Source organism: Affinundibacterium macrobrachii, from assembly GCF_014652415.1.
Classification (GTDB): domain Bacteria; phylum Pseudomonadota; class Gammaproteobacteria; order Burkholderiales; family Burkholderiaceae_D; genus Undibacterium; species Undibacterium macrobrachii.
This window is the reverse complement of the sequence record NZ_BMYT01000008.1, coordinates 107,903-131,239: the sequence shown is the minus strand read 5'-3', so window position 1 is coordinate 131,239 and position 23,337 is coordinate 107,903. Positions and strand designations below refer to the sequence as shown.

Genomic DNA, 23,337 nt, shown 5'->3' with positions numbered 1-23,337 from the left:
GCCGAATTTTGCAGACAATACTGTCGCAATCGCTGCTGTCAATGTCGTTTTACCGTGATCCACGTGACCAATTGTACCGACGTTAACGTGCGGCTTGGTGCGTTCGAACTTACCTTTTGCCATTTTATTCTTCCTTCAAAAAGAACGATTAGATTAATTACCTACCTTGCTCACTCAACATAAACAAGGCAGGATTTCCGATTTAAATTACTTAGCTTTTGCAGAAACAATTGCGTCGATAACATTCTTCGGCGCTTCGGAGTAGTGCTTAAATTCCATTGTGTAAGTTGCACGACCTTGTGTTGCAGAACGCAACGAAGTCGAGTAACCGAACATTTCAGACAACGGCACTTCTGCTTTAATGATCTTACCGCCACCACCTGGTATTTCATCCATACCTTGAACCATACCACGACGTGAAGACAAGTCACCCATCACTGTACCAGCGTAATCTTCTGGCGTTTCAACTTCAACTGCCATCATTGGCTCCAGGATAACTGGGCTCGCTTTACGGCAACCATCTTTGAACGCCATCGAAGCTGCCATACGGAAGGCGTTTTCGTTGGAGTCAACGTCATGGTAAGAACCGAAGAACAAAGTGACTTTAACGTCAACGACTGGGTAACCAGCCAACACACCAGAGTTCAATGTTTCGATAACACCTTTTTCAACCGCAGGGATATATTCGCGTGGAACTGTACCACCTTTGATCGCGTCAACGAATTCAAAGCCCTTACCTGGCTCTTGCGGTTCAATTTTCAATACAACGTGACCGTATTGACCACGACCACCAGATTGCTTAACGAACTTACCTTCGATCTCTTCACATGTTTTGCGAATTGTTTCGCGGTACGCAACTTGTGGCTTACCAACAGTTGCTTCCACGTTGAATTCACGCTTCATACGGTCAACGATAATTTCCAAGTGCAACTCACCCATACCACCGATGATAGTCTGACCAGATTCTTCGTCAGTTTTCACGCGGAAAGATGGATCTTCTTGCGCCAAACGGTTCAAAGCCAAGCCCATTTTTTCTTGGTCAGCTTTTGTTTTTGGCTCAACAGCCTGTTGAATAACTGGCTCAGGGAAAACCATTTTTTCCAAAGTGATGATAGACGCTGGATCACACAATGTTTCACCTGTTGTCGCATCTTTCAAACCAACTGCCGCGGCGATGTCACCAGCGCGAACTTCCTTGATTTCTTCACGTTGGTTAGCATGCATTTGCAAAATACGGCCAAGGCGTTCTTTTTTGCCTTTGATCGGGTTGTACACTGTGTCGCCAGAATTGATCGTACCGGAGTAAACGCGGAAGAAAATCAATTGACCAACGAACGGATCCGTCATGATCTTGAACGCCAAAGCTGCGAATTTTTCATCGTCAGCTGCTTTACGTGTTGTAGGCTGATCATCTTCATCCGTACCAGCTACTGGTGGAATATCCACTGGAGATGGCAAGTATTCGATAACCGCGTCCAACATCGCTTGCACGCCTTTGTTTTTAAACGCAGTACCGCACATCATTGGAACGATCTCAGAAGCGATCGTACGTTGACGCAATGCTTTCTTGATTTCTTCTTCAGACAAATCACCTTCTTCGAGGTATTTATTCATCAATTCTTCACTAGCTTCAGCAGCTGCTTCAACCATTTTTTCGCGCCATTCAGCAGCTTGATCAGCCAATTCCGCTGGAATATCACGGTAGTCAAATTTCATACCTTGACTAGCATCATCCCAGATGATTGCTTTCATTTTGACCAAGTCAACCACGCCTTGGAAGTTATCTTCCGCACCAATTGGAATTTGGATCGCGATTGGATTCGCCTTCAAACGTGCACGCATTTGATCGTATACTTTGAAGAAGTTCGCGCCAGTACGATCCATCTTATTGACGAATGCCAAACGTGGGACTTTGTACTTATTAGCTTGACGCCAAACTGTTTCAGATTGTGGCTGAACGCCGCCAACTGCACAGTAAACCATGCAAGCGCCGTCCAACACACGCATAGAACGCTCAACCTCAATAGTGAAGTCAACGTGACCTGGCGTATCGATGATGTTAATACGGTGCTCTGGGAAGTTATTCGCCATACCTTTCCAGTGGCAAGTTGTCGCAGCGGAAGTAATAGTAATACCGCGCTCCTGCTCTTGCTCCATCCAGTCCATGGTCGCAGCACCATCATGAACTTCACCAATTTTGTGATTTACACCTGTGTAAAACAATACACGCTCTGTCGTTGTCGTTTTACCTGCATCAATGTGAGCAGAAATACCGATATTGCGGTAGCGCTCAATGGGGGTCTTACGGGCCATAGCTAATCCTAAATCTTTTAATGGACAAAACCGAGCGCAATTTTCTTCAAAAAATCACGCCCGGTCTGATTCAAAATACTTACCAGAACCATTGCAAATTGCACATACAATGGTTTCTCACAATTACTCTTAGAAGCGGAAGTGAGAGAAGGCTTTGTTGGCTTCTGCCATACGATGCACTTCATCACGTTTCTTCATTGCACCGCCGCGACCTTCAGCGGCTTCCAACAATTCACCAGCCAAACGTTGTGGCATGGATTTTTCGCTACGCTTATTTGCCGCTTCACGCAACCAACGCATAGACAAAGCCAAACGACGAACTGGACGAACTTCAACTGGAACTTGATAGTTAGCACCACCAACGCGGCGGGATTTAACTTCAACCAATGGCTTTGCATTGTTAATCGCAGTTGCGAACACTTCCAATGGATCTTTACCAGATTTTGATTGGATATGATCAAACGCGCCATAGATAATGCCTTCAGCAACAGACTTCTTGCCAGACAACATCAACACGTTAACAAACTTAGATACTTCTACATTACCGAACTTTGGATCCGGCAAAATATCCCGTTTCGGGACTTCACGACGACGTGGCATTTCAATTCCTTTCAATCTTCAGTTGAGCGGCTAATAACAATTTATCAGCGCTCGCGGTAAGCCATCATAGCCACCACTTACTCGGCTCATTCGAGACCGACACCTTTCCGAATTACGGAGATTTTACTGAGTTAAATTTACAAGCTAATTACAAGAATCTCTTAACAAACCAAAAGATTACTTCTTAACAGCTTTAGCGCGCTTAGAACCATATTTGGAACGAGCTTGCTTACGGTCTTTAACGCCTTGAGTATCCAAAGCACCGCGAACCATGTGATAACGCACACCCGGCAAATCCTTTACACGACCACCGCGAATCAAAACTACGCTGTGTTCTTGCAAGTTATGGCCTTCACCGCCGATATACGAAATAACTTCGAAACCGTTGGTCAAGCGTACTTTGGCAACTTTACGCAAAGCCGAGTTAGGCTTTTTTGGAGTTGTCGTATAAACGCGGGTACATACGCCACGTTTTTGCGGGCTGTTTTCCAGCGCCGGAGATTTGCTCTTAACCACTGCGGAAACGCGTGGTTGGCGAATCAGTTGATTGATGGTTGGCATCGTTTTTAATCCAACAAAATACAACGTTAAACACACGCCCAGAAACGGTTGCCTGGGCACTTAAAATCTATATATTCACTCGCAAACAAGGCTTACGAGCCCTCGACCATTCATGCTCACCCACAAATTGGCAGTGCGTAAGAATAAACCATATAAAATCGAGAACTCGCGAGTGTACACCTTTATTTCAAGCAAAGTCAAGGAAAAACAATGGAAACAAGAACTTAGCGCGCCTCCTCGAATCCATTACTGGTGAGTCTAGAGATCGAAATATTTTCCGCTTCCACTTCTTTACCTAAAGCAAGCGGACATAAAAGTCTGAGGCAAACAAATTCAAGGCTAAAATGACAAAATAATTTTTCTTGAGTAATTGATCGCGCATATTTTCAGCGTCGCCCAACACCGAGATTCAAAAGTCTCTGAATACGATTCAAGAGTCCGCTTGACTTAACTTTACAAGTTTGCAATGCCAAAATTCCTAGCCTCATCAAAAGTCTATTTATTATTCAGTTACTTTTTAATTAGTTGCCTGCCGTTTTTAAGTTATTTTCTAGGTAAAGGCGTCGAACATTCGATGCGCTTACTAAGTTATGAGCTTGTCGCTTGGTTAATTTTGTGGAGCGTTTTCAAAAGCCCGCGCTGGTTTCACTATCTTTTGATCCCTGCCTTTCTCGGCATTCCAATAGAAATTTACTTGCGCATTTATTTCGGACAAGGAATCTCTACGCATCATTTAGGCATCATTACTGAAACCAGTCCGAAGGAGGCGATAGAGTTTCTCGGCAATAAAGTTTGGCTCTTACTATTAGTCATTGCCATAACGATAGCTTGGTGGTGGTCACTACTTATTTCAGCAAGAAAAACCAAAGAACTCGATTGGCAGCATCCGTCTCGCTGGTTTTGTATCGCGACAATAAGCTGCCTTTTTATCGCATGGAGTTATGGCGCTCGGGTAGGGGTCGCTAGTGCTTCAGAAAAAGACGTTTCGCAATCCCAGGTTTCTGAGAGAAAATTTTGGCAACTGCGTTCTTGGGAAGAATTACAAACCTACTTAGATCAGCAACCAGCTTTGCCAAATTGGCTAGAGAGTGCCTATGACCTAGAAAGCTTCTCTCGCAGCTGGCCACTGGGAATTTGGGCGCGGCTTGGCGATTTCTATCAAGAGCGACGCTATCTAACTAGCTTAAATGAAAAAAGTCGCCAGTTCCGTTTTCACGCGCGCCAAGCGGCAGGCAATGATTTTCAACAAACTATCGTCGTCGTCATCGGCGAATCCTCGCGTTTTGATCGCTGGAGCCTAAATGGCTACGAGCGATTAACTACACCAAACCTCGACCAAGAAAATAATCTCGTCAGCTTTAGCGACATAATTACTGCCGTTGCTGCCACGCGCCTTTCCGTACCAATTATTACTACGCGCAAACCTGCCACGCAAAGTTTGAAGCCCGGGTTCACCGAGAAATCATTTTTAAGCGCCTACAAAGAAGCAGGCTTTAAAACATTTTGGATTTCTAATCAAATGAGCTTTGGCCAATTCGATACTCCCACTTCCGTGATCGCCAAAGAGGCTGACGTCACACAATTCCTGAATCTTGGTGGTTTTACCAACAATTCTAGCTACGATGAAGTTCTGCTAGCCCCCATGCAAACAGCGTTGCAAGATAGTGCGCCAAACAAATTAATCGTGATTCATAGTCTAGGCAATCATTGGAACTACAGCCATCGTTACCCACAAAATTTTGATAAGTGGAAACCTTCTTTATTCGGCATTGCAAAGCCCGCCTATACCAACTTAAAAAACAAAGAAGCTTTAAATAATAGCTATGACAACTCGATCTTATATAACGATTGGATTTTGTCTCGCATGATAGCTCAACTAAAAGCAATCCCGCACATGACTGCGTTGTGGTATATCTCCGATCACGGGCAAACTTTATATGACGGTAGTTGCAACCTCGCTTTTCATGGACATAACACGCAGTATGAGTTTCATATACCTGCATTTGTTTGGTATTCCGACCAATATGCGGCACAACATCCAAACAAAATTCAACATCTAAAAGCCCATCAGCATGCCAAATTGAGCACAGAAAATGTGTTTCACTCCATCGTTGATATGGTCGACATTCGCTATCCTGATGAGAAATTAGAACGCAGCGTATTTAGTCCACTATGGACTTACCATACCCGCTATGTCGATAGCTACGGTTGGACGCACTACGATGACGCTTATTTAAAAGGTGATTGTCGCGAGGTCATTGATAATAAACAGCCTTTAAAACAAGAGAAATAGAGTAAGGAAGGATTCAGTTAAGGACTATATGAAGAATTCAATGCGGCGTTCAAAACCAAGCATTCAATAAAACAAACGATATTCACTAGATCAAGCCTTTTATAAATTGCTCAGCTTTATATTGTGACTTACACTGCTACCATGCGCCGCGATACTACTCCTTCCTTACAGCTTATCGAAAATGAACAGGCGACTGTTCAAATTCAAGGTGCTTGGCTCACGGATTTGTTAGTTGAACCAGGCTTAATGCAAACAATCAATGCCAGCCTGTTAGCAACACAAAACAGACCTGAACTAATTTGGGATTTACGCCAACTCAGTGCGCTTGATCATATTGGGGCGCAATTATTATGGCTGAGTTGGGGCAAGCGTTTTCCCCAAAATCTACTCGTCAACGAACATCATCAAACCTTGTTCAATCGCTTAGCCGAAGTACAAACCATTCCACTGATCACCCCACCCAAACCCATCGTGCCGCCATTCGGGCGACTAGGGCGTCTATCATTAAACTTTGCACTACATGTCATTGGAATCATCGAATTACTCGGACAATTAGTACTCGACCTAGGACGTTTTCTACGTCATCCAACACGAGGTCCATGGAAAGAAATTTCTGCCAATATTTACCGTACTGGGTTTCAGGCATTGGCCATTACCGCTTTGGTCGGATTACTAATTGGTGTCGTACTGTCGTATTTATCTGGGCAACAATTGCGTAACTACGGTGGCGATCTGTTCATCGTCAATTTACTTGGGATCAGCATTATTCGCGAACTCGGGCCCATGCTAGCGGCGATCTTAATTGCTGGCCGCTCAGGCTCGGCGATCACAGCGCAATTGGGCGTCATGAAAGTCACCGAAGAACTCGATGCGATGCGGGTTATGGGGATTCCGATTGGATTCCGTCTGATTATGCCCAAAGTCGTCGCGCTCGCCATCACCATGCCCTTGATCGTGATTTGGACGGACGTAATGGCCTTGATCGGCGGCGCAATTTCAGCACAATTTATCCTCGATATGTCACCGGGATTTTTCTTGCACAAACTTCCTGATGTGGTAAGTCTGGGCAACTATTGGATCGGGCTCGGCAAAGGCGTAGTTTTTGGAATGCTGATCGCGATTATTGCTTGCCACTATGGACTCAGAATCAAGCCCAACACAGAAAGCCTAGGTCAAGGCACCACTAGTTCAGTCGTTGTGTCGATTACTTCCGTGATTATTGCGGATGCTTTTTTTGCGGTGCTGTTCCGCAATGTCGCTTATTAAGTGTATGGAAAATCAAACGACTTCTTCACTCGCTGAGTCTGTCATACAAATTGCGCACCTACGTACACAATTTGGGCGTACAGTGATCCATGATGACCTGAACTTAGAAATTCAACGTGGCGAAATTTTTTCCATCGTGGGTGGATCTGGCTCGGGTAAGACAGTTTTGATGCGACAGATACTAGGACTAGAAACACCCAAAAGTGGTCTTATCAAAGTTTTTGGTGACGATATCCATGCGCCTAAGCAACCACATTTAGAACATTTGCATCGCCGCTCGGGCATGCTATTTCAGCACGGCGCTTTATATTCCGCCTTGAATGTAATTGAGAATGTTGCGCAACCCCTGCGCGAACTCAATAGCCTGCCGGAATCGCTGATCATGGATATTGCCTATCTCAAGTTACATATGTCCGGCATCGGTTTTGAACATGCGAAAAAAATGCCGTCTGATTTATCGGGTGGCATGATTAAACGAATCGCTTTGGCGCGTGCCATCGCGCTTGATCCAGAATTATTATTTCTTGATGAGCCAACCGCGGGCTTAGATCCTGATAGCTCAGATAGCTTCGTCAATTTGATTCAATCACTGCATCAATCACTTAAACTCACCGTCGTGATGGTGACGCATGATCTTGATACTTTATTCGCGCTGTCATCCCGCATCGGCGTGATTGCCGACAAAAAAATGATTGCGGTTGGCAATGCCCACGAAGTAATACAGGTTCAACATCCATTTATTCAGACTTACTTCCGTGGTGGACGTGGTATCCGCGCAATGGAAGTTTTAGCACCAACGAATGTCGACGCAAAAACAGTAGCAGGAGCACATTATGGAAAGTAAATCACATGCATTGATCGCTGGCGTATTTGCGATTGGCCTAGCAATCCTCGCTGGCGCACTAGCGCTATGGCTGGGCAAAGATGAAATTCAACGCACGCCGTACACCATTGCGACCTCACTCAAAGTATCTGGATTAAACATTCAAGCAGCAGTCCGCTATAAAGGTATTAAAGTGGGCAAAGTGACTGACATAGATTTTGATAGTAAAGTACCCGGTCAATTGCTTCTTAGTCTAGATATTGTGTCGGACACACCGATCACGCAATCGACTTATGCAACACTAGGATATCAAGGCGTAACGGGGATCGCATTTATCGAACTAGACGATGATGGTAGTCAACCTGCAGCTATTGTGCGTGACCCAAAATTGGGCGCAAGAATTCCTCTGCGTCCAGGCTTATTGCAAGAAGTTGAAAAACATGGGATCGCCATCTTGAACCAAACCGAAGAACTTAGTAAGCGACTAAATGCCTTGTTAGATCAAGAGAATCGCGCATCGCTCACAAATACAGTCAAACAAATCGGCAAAACCGCTGCTGCATGGGAAGCCTTACCCGCAAAACTTGACCCCGTATTAAATAATTTACCGCAAACGATCGCGCAAGCACGCGAAAGCGCTCTGGCGTTTAAACAATTCTCTGATAATGCAAAGAACACCAGTAGCAATCTAAATCAAGTGCTAAGCAACCTACAAAGCGAGCAAAGCAGCATTGGTCGTTTAAGTAAAAATCTGGAACAAATCAGTCAAAGCCTGCAATTCGAAACTTTGCCAGCAATGCACAATGTGATTCTCGACGCAGGGGGTACTTTGCGCAGCATCAATCGAAGCACCGAGAATTTTAATGAACGCCCACAAAGTCTGTTATTTGGGCCGAAACCCATCCCTCCAGGACCTGGCGAAACCGGCTTCAAAAACAATTAAACAGCGATCACTACGCTAACTTCCATTCCTGTATTTTTAAGACCAATAAACTCTTATGAACACGACCTACTTTGCCCGCGTCTGGCTGCTACGCTCTAGCTTATTCGTCATCTTAACAAGTTTGTTATTCGCCTGTGCCAGTCCCACCATGCACCAGCAATTTGATTTTGGCGTTAGTCAAACCGAAGACAGCCAACAAACATTCAACGCGACGAGCAATCCAAAACTCGCCATTTTATTGGCAGAAATTCAGGTGCCAAATAGCTTAGAAGGCACATCCATGCTGTATCGACTACTCTATGAGAATAAGCAAGAATTGCGACCTTATGCGCAAAGTCGTTGGAGCATGCCCCCAGCACAGTTACTCAAGCAAAGAATCAAAACACATATTAATCAACAAGGGGGCGCAGTGCTCACTAGCATTGACGGTGTTAAGAATTTGCCTATCCTTCGAATTGAGCTTGAGGAATTCTCGCAGCACTTTAACAGTCCACAACAAAGCCAAGTGCAACTGCGCTGGCGCGCCAGCTTGATCAAGCAAAATCAATTAATCGCGCAAAAAATTTTTCAGGCACAAACAACATGCGATAGCGCTGACGCAAAAGGTGGTGCAAAGGCGATGCCTCAAGCAAGCGATCGCACAATTACGGAACTTATTGCATGGTTACAGACTCAAGTGAAATGAGTAAGCTTGGTTCTATATTCCTCGTTCTCAGTAAATCATCAATTCGAGACCTAAGCATTGTTTAGTAAGCGCATGACATCCAAACACAATCAAACAGCATCACCTCTTTCGCGCGCCAGTTTAGTGGCCTACGCTGTATTGATCGTGTACGCGAGTTTGTATCCATTCTCTGATTGGCAATTCGAAAATCTAGCCGCTTTCTCAGCACAGATTTCGCAGTGGCCACGTTATTGGTCGAAGTTTGATGCGATCGTCAATGTCATCGGCTATATCCCGTTTGGTGTGCTGTTAGTTTTTTCCATCTATCCTTTGATCAAATTACGTTGGTCGTTTTTGCTCGCTTGTGTTGCCGTTGCGAGTATGAGTTTACTGATGGAGAGCATTCAGTATTTTTTACCGAATCGCGTCACCTCGCTGCTCGATCTCATTACCAATGCCGCCGGTGGGTTTATCGGTGCTTTGTGCGGCGTATTATTGTTACCGAATATCTTAGAAAGTGGTCGCCTACAATCTTTGCGCACGCTTTGGTTACAACGTGAATCCTCACCCGAATTAGTGGTACTAGGATTATGGCCATTGGCGCAAATTTTTCCGCAAGCGTTTTTATTTGGTCACGGGCAAATTTTGCCAATTATTTCATTATGGTGCGAAGAATATTTAGATGTCAGCATTGATCTCAGCGCTTACCTCAGGCACGGTATCGAGCTAAGCCCAGAAACCTATCTGCTTTCAGAAACCATCATTACCGCTTGCGCCTGTACGGGCGCGATCTTAATTTGCTTGTCTTTGTTGAATCGAAACGCACCAAAGTTCGCTTTGGCTTGCTTACTATTAATCGCAGGTTTAGCAGTGAAAGCCTTATCGAGCGCCTTAATGTTTCAACCTGAAAATGCCTTCTTATGGTTAGCACCCGGAGCCAAAGGAGGGATCTTAATCAGCACCATTATGTTGTATGGATTTTCTTTTTCCCCAAGCCACGCACAACGCCGACTGGCAGTGCTGTTATTGCTGATTAGCTTATTGATGGTAAATTTAATTCCTAGTAATCCTTACTTCCTCAATACCTTACAAACCATGGTGCAAGGAAAAATGTTGAATTTTTACGGTGCAGCACAGTTTTTATCTGTGACTTGGCCATTTATTGCGATTTGGTATTTACTTAAACATCAAAAAGCGACGCAACAGATTTTGCAGAAGTCGGCCTAGGTCTCAATTACATTTCACATTATTCATTTCAATTTCCGTTTGTTGCAGCCTCAATTTCACGTCTTTGCTTATCAGCAGCGTTCTGCAAATCTTGCTCAAATTGTTTAGCCTGTTCTAACGCCTTGCGCTGTTCTTCAGCAATCTTAAAAGCAGGCTCCTCCACTGCGCTCGCAGAGGCAGCACTTGCGGTCGTCGCGGATGACTCTACCGCCGCCGCCGATTTCGCTGATTTGCCGCATCCACTGCACAACACGACGACAAATATCGATAACAGAAGCCAGTTCAGTTTCCATTCAGATCCTCTAATACCGTTTGGAATCATCTTGGCAGACAAATTAATTTGACAATCTAGATTCAACATCTGCGGCTCTCCAATAAAGAATAATCATCAATAAAAATACTTCACTAAGCGAGCACCGGCCTCTCTATTAAGTACAGTGATCAACGCATTCGTGATTTCAATTCGATGTATCATAGCGCCTTCTATTCGTCTATCGTGCGAAATTGGCTCTACCAGAGCTAAATTCGCCTAATTGAAAAAACACATGTCTGACAATCTCTATTTTAAAAAACACGTTTTCTTTTGCTTAAACGACCGTGATGATGGCCGTCAATGCTGCGCCAAAAGTGGCGCACAAGCAGCGCAAGAACACGCCAAACGTCGCATCAAGCAACTTGATATGAATGGCGAAGGCAAGATTCGTATTAATAAAGCGGGCTGCCTAGATCGTTGTGAACAAGGCCCAGTACTAGTGGTCTATCCACAAGGCACTTGGTACACCTATGTAGACCAAAGTGATATTGACGAAATTATCGATGTCGATCTGGTCGGTGGTGGCGTAGTCGAACGTCTCAAAGTATAAAACGCGATGAATATTCATACCGAACAATTTCTGATACCGGGTAATGCTGGGCAACTGCAATGCGCGGTAAATCATCCTGATCCTGAGTTATTTCCCAAGCCGACCGGCCTTGCATTGGTAGCCCATCCGCACCCCTTGTTTGGTGGCACCATGGAAAACAAGGTTGCACAAACCTTGGCGCGTACTTTTGTCTCACTTGGTTACGTCACCGTGCGCATGAATTTCCGTGGTGTTGGTCAATCTGAAGGTGTACATGATGCTGGCATAGGTGAGACTGACGATATGGAAACGCTATTGCAACATATGCGACAACGCTACCCAGATTTGCCCTTGGTGTTAAGTGGATTCTCTTTTGGCACCTTTGTGCAATCACGTTTACATCAACGCTTAAGTGCGACCGGTGTTGCGGTGCAAAGGCTAGTTTTAGTCGGTGCGGCAGCAGGTAAATGGGCAATGCCAGACATTCCTAGCGATACCATTTTGATTCATGGTGAACTTGACGATACGATTCCTTTACAAGCCGTATTTGACTGGTTACGACCGCAAGATATTCCGGTGATTGTGATTCCTGGTGCGGATCACTTTTTTCATCGTCGGCTACCGCACATAAAAAAAATTATTAGTGACTTGTGGACTTAAATTCATGGTTTTCACGATTTTTAATTCGCAATTTTCCAACTTCGATTTTTCTTTTTACCTTATTTGATTTCCAATGAAAAAAACTTTGTCTTCTTTACTTTCATCACTAGCTTTTTTAGCCGTGACGCTCAGCAGCATATCTGTGGCTCAAGCCCAAACGCTGCCAAAGCCCTTGATTGACGCAAAATCTTGGGTACTATTAGATGCCACCAGCAATCAAGTGATCAATTCTGATAATGCCACTCTGCAAATTGAACCGGCTTCGTTGACCAAGATCATGACTGCGTATTTAGTATTTAACGCACTCAAAGAAAAGCGCTTAGATATTAATCAACAGATCACTGTCTCGACACGTGCGTGGAAAGTCGATGCAAGCAGTTCGAAAATGTTTATTGATCCAGCGACACCTGTGAGCATCAATGACTTATTGTTTGGCTTGATTGTGCAATCAGGGAATGATGCCTCGGTTGCCTTAGCAGAAGCCGTTGCTGGTAGTGAGGAAGCATTTGTCGTCCAGATGAATCGTGAAGCTGCGCGTCTTGGAATGAAAGCTACGCGTTATGCCAATTCACATGGATTGCCTAGCCCAGATAATTTTTCAACGGCATATGATTTAGCGATCTTGGCATCACGTTTAATCGCTGATCATCCTGAATACTACAAAACATATTATTCAACCAAGAGCTACACCTATAACAAAATTACGCAAGCAAATCGCAACCGTTTACTGTGGTTAGACCCAACGGTTGATGGTATGAAAACAGGTCATACTGAAGCCGCAGGTTATTGCTTGATTTCGTCAGCGAACCGTCCAAACGGTAACGGTCAACGTCGCTTAATTTCTATCGTAACGGGAACGAAGAGCGATCAAATTCGCGCACAAGAAAGTTTAAAACTATTGAACTGGGGATACCTCAACTTTGACACGGTCAAACTCTACGATAAAGCGCAAGCCATCGAAACGTTAGACGTATGGAAAGGCAGTCAAGGCAAAATCAAAGTCGGTTTTAGACAAGACCTCTACGTTACTTTACCAAAAGGTAGTGCCGCACGATTAAAACCCGCACTTGAGCGCAAAGATCCACTAGTAGCGCCAATCGCTGCCAATAGCAGAATCGGTACGATGAAGATGATGTTGGATGGAAAAGCCGTTGCCGAGTTTCCGGTGTTAGCCTTGGAAGACGTTCCGCAAGCCAGCATTTTTGGTCGAGCTTGGGATTCAATCCGTCTCTTATTCAAATAATTCAAAAGAAAAAATCAAAGCCCGCGATAACACGACATAACAGTCGGTCATCGCGGGCTTTTTTTTACTTACCTCGTGGTCACCTGATGTTCACTTTGAAGCCGTCTCTTGATCTAAAACGGACTTCGCCAGCTTCGGCATAAATGCCACAATCCCAAGCCACGAAATAAACTGCAAACCCGTACGCAGCGCGGCGAAACACAATGCAAACACCAACATCTGCGCCAAGGTTTCCAAGCCACCAATTCCTGCCGCGCTCACCAATAAATACGCCGCATAACCGGAGATAAATGTGATGGGAAACATAAACCACCATTGTCTTTGCAAATTCTTAGGCATAAATTTTCCTCAAATAAAATCTACGCCATCATACAAGAATTTGCGCGTGCGTTTCGCTTTCCTTTTTTCAGCCTGAATTGTCGATTTATTTATTCATCCGCTTGCTTTTTCAACAGCGTGTAATCAGCCGCATGCATGGAGTGCAATAACATATCGCCATTCGCTGCTACACGAAATCCTCCATAACGTGCTTTTTCGTAAAGCTGCGCTTGTCCTTCCTCAAAGAAAAAAGCATTGGTGGCAAATTTCACTTGATCATTCCGAATCCGATAACGCATTAAGACCTCATTCGCTGCCAATGTTTCTTGTGGCTTCGCGATGCGTTGAAAGTGTCCTACCTGGTGTTGATCTAAGCGCACCACAATCGCACCGTCCGACGCCATCGTACTCAGGTTTTCATGATTGCCAGCCCGCCTCCACGCAAAATTGGGAAAAGCTTGGTTCGCAACTTCAAAACGTAATGCCATGTAATCGCCTTGCATCAAGGAGCGTGGATCCACCGGTGCTAATTCGAGCAAAACAAAACGACCATGCTGAAGCAATTGTTCACGTTGATAGATCGATACATTCACTGCAATCAAAACCAAGATACCGGCCAACACTGCCAACCACACTCTGGCTTTGCTTCTGAGCTTAAATTGAATCATGTGCAGACTCCTTCTGATTATGCGTATCCGCCAAACTGGATTCTGGAAAAAGGCGACACAATAACAAGCGCGCTGCCAACAGCAACAAGCCCAGGCTGAACAACACGATCGATTTATAGAGCAAGCTATGCTGCAGTTGATAGTAATAATACGAGACAAAACTCAGCAAACCGAGCAGACCTGTTCCAAGCAAAACGCGATCAGAAAAACTATACGCAATTAAAATCAATAACAGCGCACTACTTAATCCTGGTGCGACATACGAGAATCCACTAAACAACACCGCAGCCGACAATCCCAGTATCGCAGGCAAAGAATTCAACGCGAACTTTAGCCGTCGCAACACCATCACTGTCGAGATGATGAGGGCTAGATTGGCGAGCGTGGTGCCGACGCGCCAGCCATGCAATAACCACCAACCATGATTAGCATCAAACAAAATTCGCGTGACAAACCGCCCTCCTTCAGTACACAACAAAGCAAAGGCTAAGGCATAGGCGACTGGGCGTAACAATTCAGATCGACGCAATAGCGAGGGCGACCACCACAAGCCGCAAACAGCCAATGCCACCAAGCCATGCATGAGACCGAAAATTGCGGATTGTTGGAAAAAGAAATAAGCCGCGAACACTGCACCCAAACTTGTTAAGAAACGATGAATCCAGTTCGAAACATAAACAGTCAAAACGACTTCAAACAGCAATATCACCAGATAAACTTCGGCACCATCGTTACGAAACAATTGAAACAAACCAAATACAAAAAATCCTTGTCCAGCAAGACTCACAGCCAGCGCAAACTGCAACAAGAAATCTGTATTTTTCGGTACGCGAAATAAGGTGTAAGCAAGCGTACATAGGCCAGCACCGATACAAACAGTCACGATCCCGTGATCACCAGCGAGTCCCATAAAAATGCCGACAAAGCCCATCAAAAACAGAGCGCCAAGCCAACCAGAGAAACCAAGCATGACGCGAATATACCAAGGTTGAGTAAGACTCTGTGTCTGATCAATTACAGGCATTTCGCCCTCGACCAATTTCGCTTCCAATAGGCGTTGCCAGACTGTTGCGGACGTGATAGAGGCGGGTTGTGGGGTATTCATGCTTGCATCTCCTTCATCACCTTCTTCAACCACATACCGCCCAAAGCAGATGAACCGATGATCATCAGACTCACCATTAAAAAGCCTACCGATTCCATATGATTGACGACTAATCGCGTCAAGAAAGCATTAGTCGTAATAATTAAGCTCAAAACCCAACCTGCTAGCACAAACAAGTCTTTCACTTTTCTGCGATAGACCCACATAGTTAGCCAAGCCCAAACTGCATAAGTCGCTATTGCAAGAACATTCGATAAATTTGCCAGTAAACGATAACCATCGTCGTGACTAAAAATCGCGTCTAGCACCAACATCGTTACTAACACACCAACTACGGTCGCCAAGACTCTAGCTGACCAGCGCTCCTGTAAATGCAAAACACCACGCCAACGTAGCGTTTCCCAAGCTATCAAGGCGATCGCGTTGAGTATGAATAATGTCCATAACTGACTGCTTGAACTAAATAGCAAACCAAAAAAGCCACCAAAAGTTTGAAAATACAGAAGCGCACTCAAATTCACCAAGCCCAGCCAAAACAAATGCAGCGCACTTAATCGCGCTAACAGCACCCATACCAAGGTAGCGATGGCCCACGCTCGGAACAATTCATAGGTATCAGCGCCAGTTTGATAAGTCTGTCCGACTAACGCCAGCAATCCGCCAGTGAACAAACTAGCGATAAATAAACTCGCTTTGCCAGCCGTACTCTCCAAACCCAGTTTCCAGCACGCCAACATGGCGCCAAGCACAGCCACTTCGGCTAAAGCGAATTTTGCAAATCGCCCCATCGATTGCCAGTTATAAGCTAAAAAGAAAATCAACGATGCGCCCAATGAAATCACGCCACACCATAGCAACATCTGTTCAATAAACCTATGCCACTGGCTAGCTTTGGGATGTATTCCAGCTAATTCGAGTGCCTGAAATTCACTGCCATGCTTTACTCGGCCTTGCGCAATCCATTCAAATATCTGCGTTGGCTGTTCCATCCTGCCTCCCTCTCACAAAAAACAATGCAACAATAGTAACACCCTAAACATCGTACTAGTCGAGTAGAAACGACAAAGTGGCAAGTTTTGCGGCCCAAAGGTGCGCAAGCCGCAACTAAACTAGTGGTGCTATTCACATTCAAAGTCATAAGTCTTTTACATCTCACATGCAAAACAAGGCTTGCAGTCTGGAGGATAGGGGTTCAAACTATTGCTTTTGGCGGAAAAGTCCCCATTTAGGCACGAGAAACAGGTAGAAGTCATCAACTTAAATCCTCTTAAATTTAGCGTTTTTTCAAGAGACCACCTGCAATTCACTCACTCAGCTTGCCTTTTAAAGAAGTTTTATCATGCGCGAAATCAAACCTGAAGACAGTCTTATCGAATATCCTTGTGACTTCCCGATCAAAGTCATGGGCGTCATGCAAGAGTCATTTGCTCAAACCATCGTTGAAGTGGTGATGATTCACGATCCGACTTTTCATGCAGGAAAATTAGAGATGCGCCCATCGAGCAAAGGCAATTACTTAGCGTTGACAGTAACGGTACGTGCCGTTCATCGCGAGCAACTCGATAATTTGTATCGCGATTTATCGTCGCATCCTATGGTAAAAATGGTTCTATAAACACTGAAATAATCGCTGGACAGTTTCTCTTTCGAACACCGCGCGGGGACAATACGCTCCCCTGCGATCCTAAATTCACTATGCCAGATTTAAAAACCATCGTCGACAAACAACAAGCAGGCGCGCGCTTTGTCATTTCTGCGCCCATGCTTGGTTTAGATCTGGTCGCATTTGATCGCCTAGCACAAACTTGGATCGCCAATGGCGGCCCCGGCTTTGTATTGGATGGCATACCGTTTCGCAAAGTGGTCAATGGTCAATTTTTCATACAACGTGTCACCGTCAAACGTTTGTTGGAGCAAGCATGACAGCCGACACACAAACCATCTTGATTCGACATCGCGGGCAAGAGAATTACCAAGACAGCTTTGCTGCCATGCGCGCTTTCACTGATGCTCGCACCGCAGAAACGCCTGATGAATTATGGATTGTTGAACACCCTCCTGTTTTCACCTTAGGTTTGGGTGCGGATCAATCCCATGTACTTGCGCCGCATGATATTCCGGTGATTCAAACAGATCGTGGCGGTGAGGTGACTTTTCATGGGCCCGGTCAAGTGGTGATTTATCTCTTGATCGATCTCAAGCGACGCCACACAAAAGGCCGTTTATTTGCTCGCGAATTTGTACATCAGATTGAACAGGCGGTAATCGATACCTTGGAGGCGTATAATATCGCCGGTGAACGGATTGCTGGCGCGCCTGGAATTTACCTCAAAGAAGGACAATGGCAAGGAGCCAAAATTGCCGCGCTAGGCTTAAAAGTGCGCGCCAATGGTTGTACTTATCATGGTGTTTCTTTAAATGTCGCGATGGATCTACAGCCATTTTCTTGGATTAATCCTTGTGGCTACGCGGGTCTTGCCACCGTCGATATGCAAACCCTGCAAGTACAAGTACCGCTTGCGCAAGTACAAACTGCTTTAGCAACACGCTTACAATATTTATTGACCGCCGCTTAATTGGGCTTAGAACTCAGCTATGATTACCGAAAATACGCCTCTCGCAGAAGATAACAGCAACTACGACCCAACTGAAAAACAAAAGGGTGCGAGTAAAACTTCCCGTATTCCTATCAAAATCGTTCCGGCAGAACGTTTGCCTAAGCCTGATTGGATACGTGTTAAAGCGGGTTCTCCAACCACACGCTTCTATGAAATCAAAGATATTCTGCGCGCAAATAAATTAGTCACCGTTTGCGAAGAAGCAACTTGTCCGAATATCGGTGAATGTTTCGGCAAAGGCACTGCGACTTTCATGATCATGGGTGACAAGTGCACACGCCGCTGCCCATTCTGCGACGTCGGTCATGGTCGTCCTGATCCACTCGATGTCAATGAGCCGCTCAATCTGGCAAAAACTATTGCTGAATTACGCTTAAGCTATGTGGTCATCACTTCCGTTGATCGCGATGATTTACGCGATGGCGGCGCCGCGCATTTTGCCGAATGCATCACTAAAATCCGCGAACTATCACCAATGACGCGCATCGAAATTCTGACACCCGACTTCCGTGGTCGTATGGATCGTGCATTAGAAATCTTGAACATGGCACCACCAGATGTGATGAACCATAATTTAGAGACGGCACCACGTTTATACAAAGAAGCACGTCCGGGTTCTGATTATGAATACTCATTGAACTTACTCAAGCGTTTCAAAGAGCAGCATCCAAATGTACCGACCAAATCAGGCATCATGGTTGGCTTGGGTGAAACGGACGAAGAAATTCTGCAAGTAATGCGCGATATGCGCGCCCACAATGTCGACATGCTAACGATCGGTCAATATCTCGCACCAAGCGGTCACCACTTGCCAGTGCGTCGTTATGTTCATCCAGATGTGTTCAAAATGTTCGAAGAAGAAGCTTATAAAATGGGCTTCGCGCACGCGGCAGTTGGCGCTATGGTGAGATCGTCTTACCACGCTGATCAACAAGCACATGGCGTAGGAACTGATGTGAAATAAGCAGTGAAGCAATCATCATTACTAAGATAGTTTTTGTAAATTCCAACGGCATAGCTGACACAAGCTATGCCGTTTTTTTATGCCTAACATGCGTATCAATTGTTAGCTCAATCCATTAGTGCAATCCATTTCCAAAATGCAAGTTATTGTTTATTAAGGATATTTCTAAAGTTTGTCGGAAGACTGCCGATACTGCGAGGTGCTGTTCTTTTTACTAACGCCTATCATGTTTCCGCTCCAACTCACTCGTATCTTTGATTATCAACAGCCGTCTGCCGAACTCTACCGGCACGAGCTTGCACGTACCAACGCAGTTAATAACGGGATCAATAACTCCACACCAAGCAACGCTGGGCTTGAGGTCATCGAAGAGCGTCGTCAACAAGCAGATCGACGCGCCCAAGAGCGGCGTGAAAAACAACAAGCGACTTTTCTCAACACCCGAAAAATGCAAGGTCGTCGACGTTCTGCCGGACGTCGCGCTGACGATATTCAAAGTAAGTATCGCCCGATCTCATTAAAAGGCTAAAACGTAATTTCAAGTTTTGAAGTTGATGATTTGCGTCTCTTTACCAGACTAAAACTAAGCGAAAACAAAAGTACAGCAATGTGTTTGCATATACGGCAAAACATTTACATGTAAAAAAATCGGCGTAACTTAAAAAACTTTTCTCGATTTATACATCGTTCACAGTCGACACCGCACGACGGCTCACAAGCTTCCTATAATTCAGGCGCAAAAAATCATCATGGAGTAGGCACGAAATCTGCTCTAGCAATATGCATTCAAAAAATATTTGGCATCAACAATGGAGGTCTTGCATGAGTTTCATGCGAATTTTTCATATCTTCGACAGTTTCTCGACACCACACAAAGCCTCGTCGTCTGAACAGATATTGAATAGTCAAACTAAAACAGAAACTTTGGAGCAAGTACCTACAAAAACTTGGCCGCAAATCGAAAGAAGAAGTGGTGTAGATCGACGTGTAGAAGAACGCCGTATAATTAACTGCCAGCCTTACATCGACACACGGAAAAATAATGGTCGACGTCGTAGTTTTGGTCGTCGTACTCGCGATCAGGCAACCGCCTTGCCATTTTAAGTCGACAAAATTTTCATCATTTATTCCAGCAAGAACCAAGCTGTCGGCACACCAAAAATTAACTCTTTTACTTATCTAGAAAATACCATCATCACCATCTTGCGCGGAAGCATATCTGCGTTGAGACTCGGCATTCTTTCAACTGTGTAAGGATTGCAGCGCTAAATTCAAGCAAACTGCTGCTTTTGCGCGTTTTTTGCGCAGTTTTTTTGCTAAGTGGGCAATCAATTGGTAGGATGGAGCCTGCGCAAAAATCATTGCTTTATCGAGATGATAGAGTTGCAGCATAGTAGTTTATCGACGCTAACAATCTTCTTTATTTTCAAAATAATTTGTTAAGTCAGATGAACAATCTATATTTGCAACAAGCACCAAGCTTAATTTATTTTTTAATCCCAATTGATCTGCAATATGCAAAATAGCCTGACCCGCAAACCTATAGAAATAAAAATATCCACGGTTGTGGCAGTTGCTGTTCTTTTGAACGAAGCCGTACTAGAAAAGTTAGCAATCGCACTGAAAGAAATGACCGGCGGTACACCCGATTTCTTTGACGACGAATTCGCGATTATCGATGTAGAAAACATTGCCCATGAAAATTTGGATTGGGCTGCGATTATTAGCCTCTTCAAATCTTGTGGCCTGAATGCAGTAGCGGTGCGAAATGCAGCAGAAGAACAACATGCGTCAATTCGTGCACATGGCTTAAGCATCGATGTCGTTACCAAAGCAAAACCAGAAATTCCAGAGCAAGCCAACACACCAGCAAAAGTCGAGCAAGCAGCGGCTGAGGCACCTGCACCAGCTCCCGTATCAATGCCAGCGGCGGTTGAGCATATCCCCGCCATGATCGTTGATACGCCGGTAAGAGCTGGCCAACGAATTTATGCCCGTGGCTGTGATTTGATTATTACGGCATCGGTGAATAATGGTGCCGAGGTAATTGCTGATGGCAGCATCCACATCTATGCGCCCTTACGAGGTCGCGCTTTGGCGGGTGCGCGCGGAAATACCGATGCGCGAATTTTTACCACAGCGATGGAAGCGGAATTAGTCTCGATCGCTGGTATTTATCAAACATTTGATGCTGGTTTTCCGAAGCTGACACCGAATCAACCCGTACAAATCAAACTTGTCGGTGACAGTATTGAAGTATCATCACTAAAATCGGCTTAATAAAAGAACAGCTTTAACAATTGCTTCATTTTTCGTCTTAGTTATTATCAAGTTCAACAAAGGAGTACCCTGTGGCAAGAATCATCGTTGTGACATCCGGTAAAGGCGGTGTAGGCAAGACCACATCAAGCGCTAGTTTCGCTTCTGGTTTAGCGCTGCGTGGACATAAAACTGCCGTTCTCGATTTCGACGTCGGTCTGCGCAATCTCGATTTGATCATGGGTTGTGAACGCCGTGTGGTGTATGACCTAGTCAATGTCATCAGTGGCGAGGCGACATTAAATCAAGCGCTGATTAAAGATAAACATTGCGACAATCTATTCATTTTGCCCGCTTCGCAAACCCGCGATAAAGATGCGCTGACCGAAGAAGGCGTAGAGCGCGTGCTGAATGATTTAATTAAAATGGATTTTGAATACATCGTCTGCGATTCGCCAGCAGGTATCGAACGTGGAGCCGTGATGGCGTTGACGTTCGCTGATGAAGCAATCGTCGTCACCAATCCAGAGGTTTCCTCGGTACGAGACTCAGATCGTATTCTGGGCATCATCCAAGCCAAGTCCAAACGCGCGCAAGCTGGTGGCGAGCCAGTGAAAGAACATTTGCTGATTACGCGTTACTCACCAAAACGCGTCGATGCAGGCGAAATGCTGTCGTACACCGACGTGCAAGAAATTTTGCGGATTCCGCTGATTGGCGTGATTCCTGAATCAGAAGCGGTTTTACACGCATCGAATCATGGTAATCCAGCGATTCATGTCAAAGGTAGTGATGTTTCTGAGGCGTACACCGATGTTGTCGCACGTTTCTTAGGAGAGCAACCACCATTACGCTTCGTCGATTACGAAAAGCCAGGTTTGCTGCAACGTATTTTCGGAGGTAAGTGAAATGGCTTTGCTTGATTTTTTGTTTAAGTCACAGCCGAAAAGTGCTAGCGCAGCAAAAGAACGTCTGCAAATCATTATTGCCCGTGAACGTAACGAAGGACGTGATGGCTATGATTTTTTGCCAGCCTTGCGTGAAGAACTGATCGCCGTCATTTCTAAATACACCAAAGTAAATCCAGATGACATTAAAGTCTCTTTGGATAAGCAAGGTAATTTAGAAGTGTTAGACGTCAACGTCATCCTGCCTGACGCGGATTCACGCATTTAACGGTCGCCAGAACTTGAACATACATTCGGTATGTTCAAGTTTTCTGTTTTTTGTTCGTAACCAAGCTTTTTACTCAATAAAATATGCGAATTGCCATTCTGGATGATGATCAAAATTTACTCGATCTAACCGTTGCGACATTGACGGATGTAGGTCATATTTGCCATCCGTTTTCCAGCGGCAAAGCGATGCTGCATCAATTGCATCGAGAGAGCTATGACTTGCTTATTCTTGATTGGCAAGTTCCTGACTTAAGTGGCACCGAAATCTTGCACTGGGTACGCGAAAAATTATCAACGACCTTGCCTGTGCTTTTCATGACTAGCCGTTCTGGCGAGGATGATATCGTGGCAGGTCTGGCAGCAGGCGCGGATGATTACATGATCAAGCCGATTCGTCGTGCCGAGTTGATTGCGCGAGTGAACGCCTTGTTGCGTCGTGCCTACCCGAGCCAAACCGCAAATGAAATTATCACATTCGGTCACTACGAGTTTGACGTGCGCGCCAGTCGCGCCAAATTGCATGGCAACCCGATCGAATTAACGCAAAAAGAATTTGATCTCGCCTTAGTTCTGTTTCAAAACTTAGGTCGCCCATTGTCTCGCGCATATATTCTGGAAGCAGTATGGTCACGCGATATCGAAATTCCTTCACGTACGATGGATACCCACATCTCTCGGGTGCGCAGTAAATTAGATTTGCGACCAGAAAATGGCTATCGACTAGCGCCTGTGTACAGCTACGGTTATCGACTGGAACAAATCTCAAAAGACTAAGGTTCTGCAGCCTAGCTG

At 45.0% G+C, this 23,337-nt stretch carries 28 protein-coding genes; 19 read left to right on the top strand and 9 right to left on the bottom strand.

Annotation, left to right across the window (positions count from 1 at the left end; genetic code table 11):
* The 4 genes from IE103_RS17770 to rpsL form a co-directional block, all read right to left on the bottom strand.
* Window positions 1-123: GTP-binding protein (locus IE103_RS17770; RefSeq protein ID WP_229827326.1), on the bottom strand; the 123-nt coding region annotated here is incomplete at its 3' end.
* Window positions 124-207: 84 nt separating this feature from the next.
* Window positions 208-2,313, bottom strand: coding sequence for an elongation factor G (gene fusA, locus IE103_RS17765; protein WP_189347718.1), 2,106 nt, complete (start codon window positions 2,311-2,313; stop codon window positions 208-210).
* Window positions 2,314-2,442: 129 nt separating this feature from the next.
* A complete protein-coding gene (gene rpsG, locus IE103_RS17760) occupies window positions 2,443-2,913 on the bottom strand; it encodes a 30S ribosomal protein S7 (protein WP_186921430.1) in 471 nt (156 codons plus the stop codon).
* 177 nt (window positions 2,914-3,090) lie between these two features.
* Entirely contained in the window at window positions 3,091-3,474 is a 384-nt protein-coding gene (gene rpsL, locus IE103_RS17755) for a 30S ribosomal protein S12 (protein ID WP_186917398.1), read from the bottom strand.
* A gap of 466 nt (window positions 3,475-3,940) precedes the next feature.
* On the opposite strand from rpsL, the gene IE103_RS17750 reads away from it, so the two are divergent.
* From IE103_RS17750 to IE103_RS17725, 6 genes are all read left to right on the top strand, one after another.
* A complete protein-coding gene (locus tag IE103_RS17750; RefSeq protein ID WP_189347717.1) occupies window positions 3,941-5,767 on the top strand; it encodes a phosphoethanolamine transferase in 1,827 nt (608 codons plus the stop codon).
* Window positions 5,768-5,908: 141 nt separating this feature from the next.
* Entirely contained in the window at window positions 5,909-7,033 is a 1,125-nt protein-coding gene (locus IE103_RS17745; protein ID WP_189347715.1) for an MlaE family ABC transporter permease, read from the top strand.
* Between the two features lie 4 nt (window positions 7,034-7,037).
* Window positions 7,038-7,877 carry an ABC transporter ATP-binding protein gene (locus IE103_RS17740; protein WP_229827342.1) on the top strand — a complete coding sequence of 280 codons (840 nt, stop codon included), beginning with the start codon at window positions 7,038-7,040 and terminating at the stop codon, window positions 7,875-7,877.
* Window positions 7,867-8,799, top strand: a complete 933-nt coding sequence (locus tag IE103_RS17735; RefSeq protein ID WP_189347711.1) for an MlaD family protein — start codon at window positions 7,867-7,869, stop codon at window positions 8,797-8,799. The genes IE103_RS17740 and IE103_RS17735 overlap by 11 nt, the downstream gene beginning before the upstream one ends.
* A gap of 55 nt (window positions 8,800-8,854) precedes the next feature.
* Window positions 8,855-9,484: an ABC-type transport auxiliary lipoprotein family protein gene (locus IE103_RS17730; RefSeq protein ID WP_189347709.1), complete on the top strand. Its 630-nt coding sequence runs from the start codon at window positions 8,855-8,857 to the stop codon at window positions 9,482-9,484.
* A gap of 72 nt (window positions 9,485-9,556) precedes the next feature.
* Complete coding sequence (locus IE103_RS17725; RefSeq protein WP_189347707.1) at window positions 9,557-10,690, top strand: VanZ family protein; 1,134 nt, start codon at window positions 9,557-9,559, stop codon at window positions 10,688-10,690.
* Between the two features lie 28 nt (window positions 10,691-10,718).
* Here the strand turns inward: IE103_RS17725 and IE103_RS17720 are convergent, their stop codons facing one another.
* Window positions 10,719-11,051, bottom strand: coding sequence for a hypothetical protein (locus IE103_RS17720; protein WP_189347705.1), 333 nt, complete (start codon window positions 11,049-11,051; stop codon window positions 10,719-10,721).
* A gap of 184 nt (window positions 11,052-11,235) precedes the next feature.
* On the opposite strand from IE103_RS17720, the gene IE103_RS17715 reads away from it, so the two are divergent.
* From IE103_RS17715 to IE103_RS17705, 3 genes are all read left to right on the top strand, one after another.
* Window positions 11,236-11,553: a (2Fe-2S) ferredoxin domain-containing protein gene (locus tag IE103_RS17715; protein WP_189347703.1), complete on the top strand. Its 318-nt coding sequence runs from the start codon at window positions 11,236-11,238 to the stop codon at window positions 11,551-11,553.
* Between the two features lie 6 nt (window positions 11,554-11,559).
* Window positions 11,560-12,192 (top strand): alpha/beta hydrolase, encoded by a 633-nt coding sequence (locus IE103_RS17710; protein ID WP_189347702.1) that lies wholly within the window; start codon window positions 11,560-11,562, stop codon window positions 12,190-12,192.
* Between the two features lie 73 nt (window positions 12,193-12,265).
* On the top strand, window positions 12,266-13,435 hold the full coding sequence (locus IE103_RS17705) for a D-alanyl-D-alanine carboxypeptidase family protein (RefSeq protein WP_189347700.1): 1,170 nt from the start codon (window positions 12,266-12,268) through the stop codon (window positions 13,433-13,435).
* 90 nt (window positions 13,436-13,525) lie between these two features.
* On the opposite strand, the gene IE103_RS17700 is transcribed toward IE103_RS17705, so the two are convergent.
* The 4 genes from IE103_RS17700 to IE103_RS17685 form a co-directional block, all read right to left on the bottom strand.
* The gene (locus IE103_RS17700) at window positions 13,526-13,774 is read right to left on the bottom strand and encodes a hypothetical protein (RefSeq protein ID WP_189347698.1); all 249 of its coding nucleotides are present in this window, start codon (window positions 13,772-13,774) and stop codon (window positions 13,526-13,528) included.
* Window positions 13,775-13,863: 89 nt separating this feature from the next.
* Window positions 13,864-14,421: a GDYXXLXY domain-containing protein gene (locus IE103_RS17695; protein ID WP_189347696.1), complete on the bottom strand. Its 558-nt coding sequence runs from the start codon at window positions 14,419-14,421 to the stop codon at window positions 13,864-13,866.
* The gene (locus IE103_RS17690; RefSeq protein WP_189347695.1) at window positions 14,408-15,526 is read right to left on the bottom strand and encodes a DUF4401 domain-containing protein; all 1,119 of its coding nucleotides are present in this window, start codon (window positions 15,524-15,526) and stop codon (window positions 14,408-14,410) included. The genes IE103_RS17695 and IE103_RS17690 overlap by 14 nt, the downstream gene beginning before the upstream one ends.
* A complete protein-coding gene (locus IE103_RS17685; RefSeq protein WP_189347693.1) occupies window positions 15,523-16,515 on the bottom strand; it encodes a DUF2157 domain-containing protein in 993 nt (330 codons plus the stop codon). The genes IE103_RS17690 and IE103_RS17685 overlap by 4 nt, the downstream gene beginning before the upstream one ends.
* A gap of 350 nt (window positions 16,516-16,865) precedes the next feature.
* On the opposite strand from IE103_RS17685, the gene IE103_RS17680 reads away from it, so the two are divergent.
* The 10 genes from IE103_RS17680 (at window position 16,866) to IE103_RS17635 (ending at window position 23,319) form a co-directional block, all read left to right on the top strand.
* Window positions 16,866-17,141, top strand: coding sequence for an HP0495 family protein (locus IE103_RS17680; protein WP_189347691.1), 276 nt, complete (start codon window positions 16,866-16,868; stop codon window positions 17,139-17,141).
* Between the two features lie 80 nt (window positions 17,142-17,221).
* Complete coding sequence (locus tag IE103_RS17675; protein WP_189347689.1) at window positions 17,222-17,449, top strand: hypothetical protein; 228 nt, start codon at window positions 17,222-17,224, stop codon at window positions 17,447-17,449.
* Window positions 17,446-18,102 carry a lipoyl(octanoyl) transferase LipB gene (gene lipB, locus IE103_RS17670; RefSeq protein ID WP_189347687.1) on the top strand — a complete coding sequence of 219 codons (657 nt, stop codon included), beginning with the start codon at window positions 17,446-17,448 and terminating at the stop codon, window positions 18,100-18,102. The genes IE103_RS17675 and lipB overlap by 4 nt, the downstream gene beginning before the upstream one ends.
* Before the next feature lie 19 nt (window positions 18,103-18,121).
* Window positions 18,122-19,108 carry a lipoyl synthase gene (gene lipA / locus IE103_RS17665; protein WP_189347685.1) on the top strand — a complete coding sequence of 329 codons (987 nt, stop codon included), beginning with the start codon at window positions 18,122-18,124 and terminating at the stop codon, window positions 19,106-19,108.
* Window positions 19,109-19,334: 226 nt separating this feature from the next.
* On the top strand, window positions 19,335-19,637 hold the full coding sequence (locus tag IE103_RS17660; RefSeq protein WP_189347683.1) for a hypothetical protein: 303 nt from the start codon (window positions 19,335-19,337) through the stop codon (window positions 19,635-19,637).
* A gap of 293 nt (window positions 19,638-19,930) precedes the next feature.
* On the top strand, window positions 19,931-20,212 hold the full coding sequence (locus IE103_RS17655) for a hypothetical protein (RefSeq protein WP_189347681.1): 282 nt from the start codon (window positions 19,931-19,933) through the stop codon (window positions 20,210-20,212).
* 411 nt (window positions 20,213-20,623) lie between these two features.
* On the top strand, window positions 20,624-21,388 hold the full coding sequence (gene minC / locus IE103_RS17650; RefSeq protein ID WP_189347679.1) for a septum site-determining protein MinC: 765 nt from the start codon (window positions 20,624-20,626) through the stop codon (window positions 21,386-21,388).
* 71 nt (window positions 21,389-21,459) lie between these two features.
* On the top strand, window positions 21,460-22,275 hold the full coding sequence (gene minD / locus IE103_RS17645; protein WP_189347677.1) for a septum site-determining protein MinD: 816 nt from the start codon (window positions 21,460-21,462) through the stop codon (window positions 22,273-22,275).
* A 1-nt stretch (window position 22,276) separates the two neighbouring features.
* Window positions 22,277-22,543, top strand: coding sequence for a cell division topological specificity factor MinE (gene minE / locus IE103_RS17640; RefSeq protein ID WP_189347675.1), 267 nt, complete (start codon window positions 22,277-22,279; stop codon window positions 22,541-22,543).
* An 83-nt stretch (window positions 22,544-22,626) separates the two neighbouring features.
* Complete coding sequence (locus IE103_RS17635) at window positions 22,627-23,319, top strand: response regulator transcription factor (RefSeq protein WP_189347673.1); 693 nt, start codon at window positions 22,627-22,629, stop codon at window positions 23,317-23,319.
* Window positions 23,320-23,337: the final 18 nt, after the last annotated feature.

Excerpts from the sequence above, each read along its gene's own strand:
- fusA (WP_189347718.1), bottom strand. The coding sequence starts at position 2,313 with ATGGCCCGTAAGACCCCCATTGAGCGCTACCGCAATATCGGTATTTCT.
- rpsG (WP_186921430.1), bottom strand. The coding sequence starts at position 2,913 with ATGCCACGTCGTCGTGAAGTCCCGAAACGGGATATTTTGCCGGATCCA.
- rpsL (WP_186917398.1), bottom strand. The coding sequence starts at position 3,474 with ATGCCAACCATCAATCAACTGATTCGCCAACCACGCGTTTCCGCAGTG.
- IE103_RS17750 (WP_189347717.1), top strand. The coding sequence starts at position 3,941 with ATGCCAAAATTCCTAGCCTCATCAAAAGTCTATTTATTATTCAGTTAC.
- IE103_RS17745 (WP_189347715.1), top strand. The coding sequence starts at position 5,909 with ATGCGCCGCGATACTACTCCTTCCTTACAGCTTATCGAAAATGAACAG.
- IE103_RS17740 (WP_229827342.1), top strand. The coding sequence starts at position 7,038 with ATGGAAAATCAAACGACTTCTTCACTCGCTGAGTCTGTCATACAAATT.
- IE103_RS17735 (WP_189347711.1), top strand. The coding sequence starts at position 7,867 with ATGGAAAGTAAATCACATGCATTGATCGCTGGCGTATTTGCGATTGGC.
- IE103_RS17730 (WP_189347709.1), top strand. The coding sequence starts at position 8,855 with ATGAACACGACCTACTTTGCCCGCGTCTGGCTGCTACGCTCTAGCTTA.
- IE103_RS17725 (WP_189347707.1), top strand. The coding sequence starts at position 9,557 with ATGACATCCAAACACAATCAAACAGCATCACCTCTTTCGCGCGCCAGT.
- IE103_RS17720 (WP_189347705.1), bottom strand. The coding sequence starts at position 11,051 with ATGTTGAATCTAGATTGTCAAATTAATTTGTCTGCCAAGATGATTCCA.
- IE103_RS17715 (WP_189347703.1), top strand. The coding sequence starts at position 11,236 with ATGTCTGACAATCTCTATTTTAAAAAACACGTTTTCTTTTGCTTAAAC.
- IE103_RS17710 (WP_189347702.1), top strand. The coding sequence starts at position 11,560 with ATGAATATTCATACCGAACAATTTCTGATACCGGGTAATGCTGGGCAA.
- IE103_RS17705 (WP_189347700.1), top strand. The coding sequence starts at position 12,266 with ATGAAAAAAACTTTGTCTTCTTTACTTTCATCACTAGCTTTTTTAGCC.
- IE103_RS17700 (WP_189347698.1), bottom strand. The coding sequence starts at position 13,774 with ATGCCTAAGAATTTGCAAAGACAATGGTGGTTTATGTTTCCCATCACA.
- IE103_RS17695 (WP_189347696.1), bottom strand. The coding sequence starts at position 14,421 with ATGATTCAATTTAAGCTCAGAAGCAAAGCCAGAGTGTGGTTGGCAGTG.
- IE103_RS17690 (WP_189347695.1), bottom strand. The coding sequence starts at position 15,526 with ATGAATACCCCACAACCCGCCTCTATCACGTCCGCAACAGTCTGGCAA.
- IE103_RS17685 (WP_189347693.1), bottom strand. The coding sequence starts at position 16,515 with ATGGAACAGCCAACGCAGATATTTGAATGGATTGCGCAAGGCCGAGTA.
- IE103_RS17680 (WP_189347691.1), top strand. The coding sequence starts at position 16,866 with ATGCGCGAAATCAAACCTGAAGACAGTCTTATCGAATATCCTTGTGAC.
- IE103_RS17675 (WP_189347689.1), top strand. The coding sequence starts at position 17,222 with ATGCCAGATTTAAAAACCATCGTCGACAAACAACAAGCAGGCGCGCGC.
- lipB (WP_189347687.1), top strand. The coding sequence starts at position 17,446 with ATGACAGCCGACACACAAACCATCTTGATTCGACATCGCGGGCAAGAG.
- lipA (WP_189347685.1), top strand. The coding sequence starts at position 18,122 with ATGATTACCGAAAATACGCCTCTCGCAGAAGATAACAGCAACTACGAC.
- IE103_RS17660 (WP_189347683.1), top strand. The coding sequence starts at position 19,335 with ATGTTTCCGCTCCAACTCACTCGTATCTTTGATTATCAACAGCCGTCT.
- IE103_RS17655 (WP_189347681.1), top strand. The coding sequence starts at position 19,931 with ATGAGTTTCATGCGAATTTTTCATATCTTCGACAGTTTCTCGACACCA.
- minC (WP_189347679.1), top strand. The coding sequence starts at position 20,624 with ATGCAAAATAGCCTGACCCGCAAACCTATAGAAATAAAAATATCCACG.
- minE (WP_189347675.1), top strand. The coding sequence starts at position 22,277 with ATGGCTTTGCTTGATTTTTTGTTTAAGTCACAGCCGAAAAGTGCTAGC.
- IE103_RS17635 (WP_189347673.1), top strand. The coding sequence starts at position 22,627 with ATGCGAATTGCCATTCTGGATGATGATCAAAATTTACTCGATCTAACC.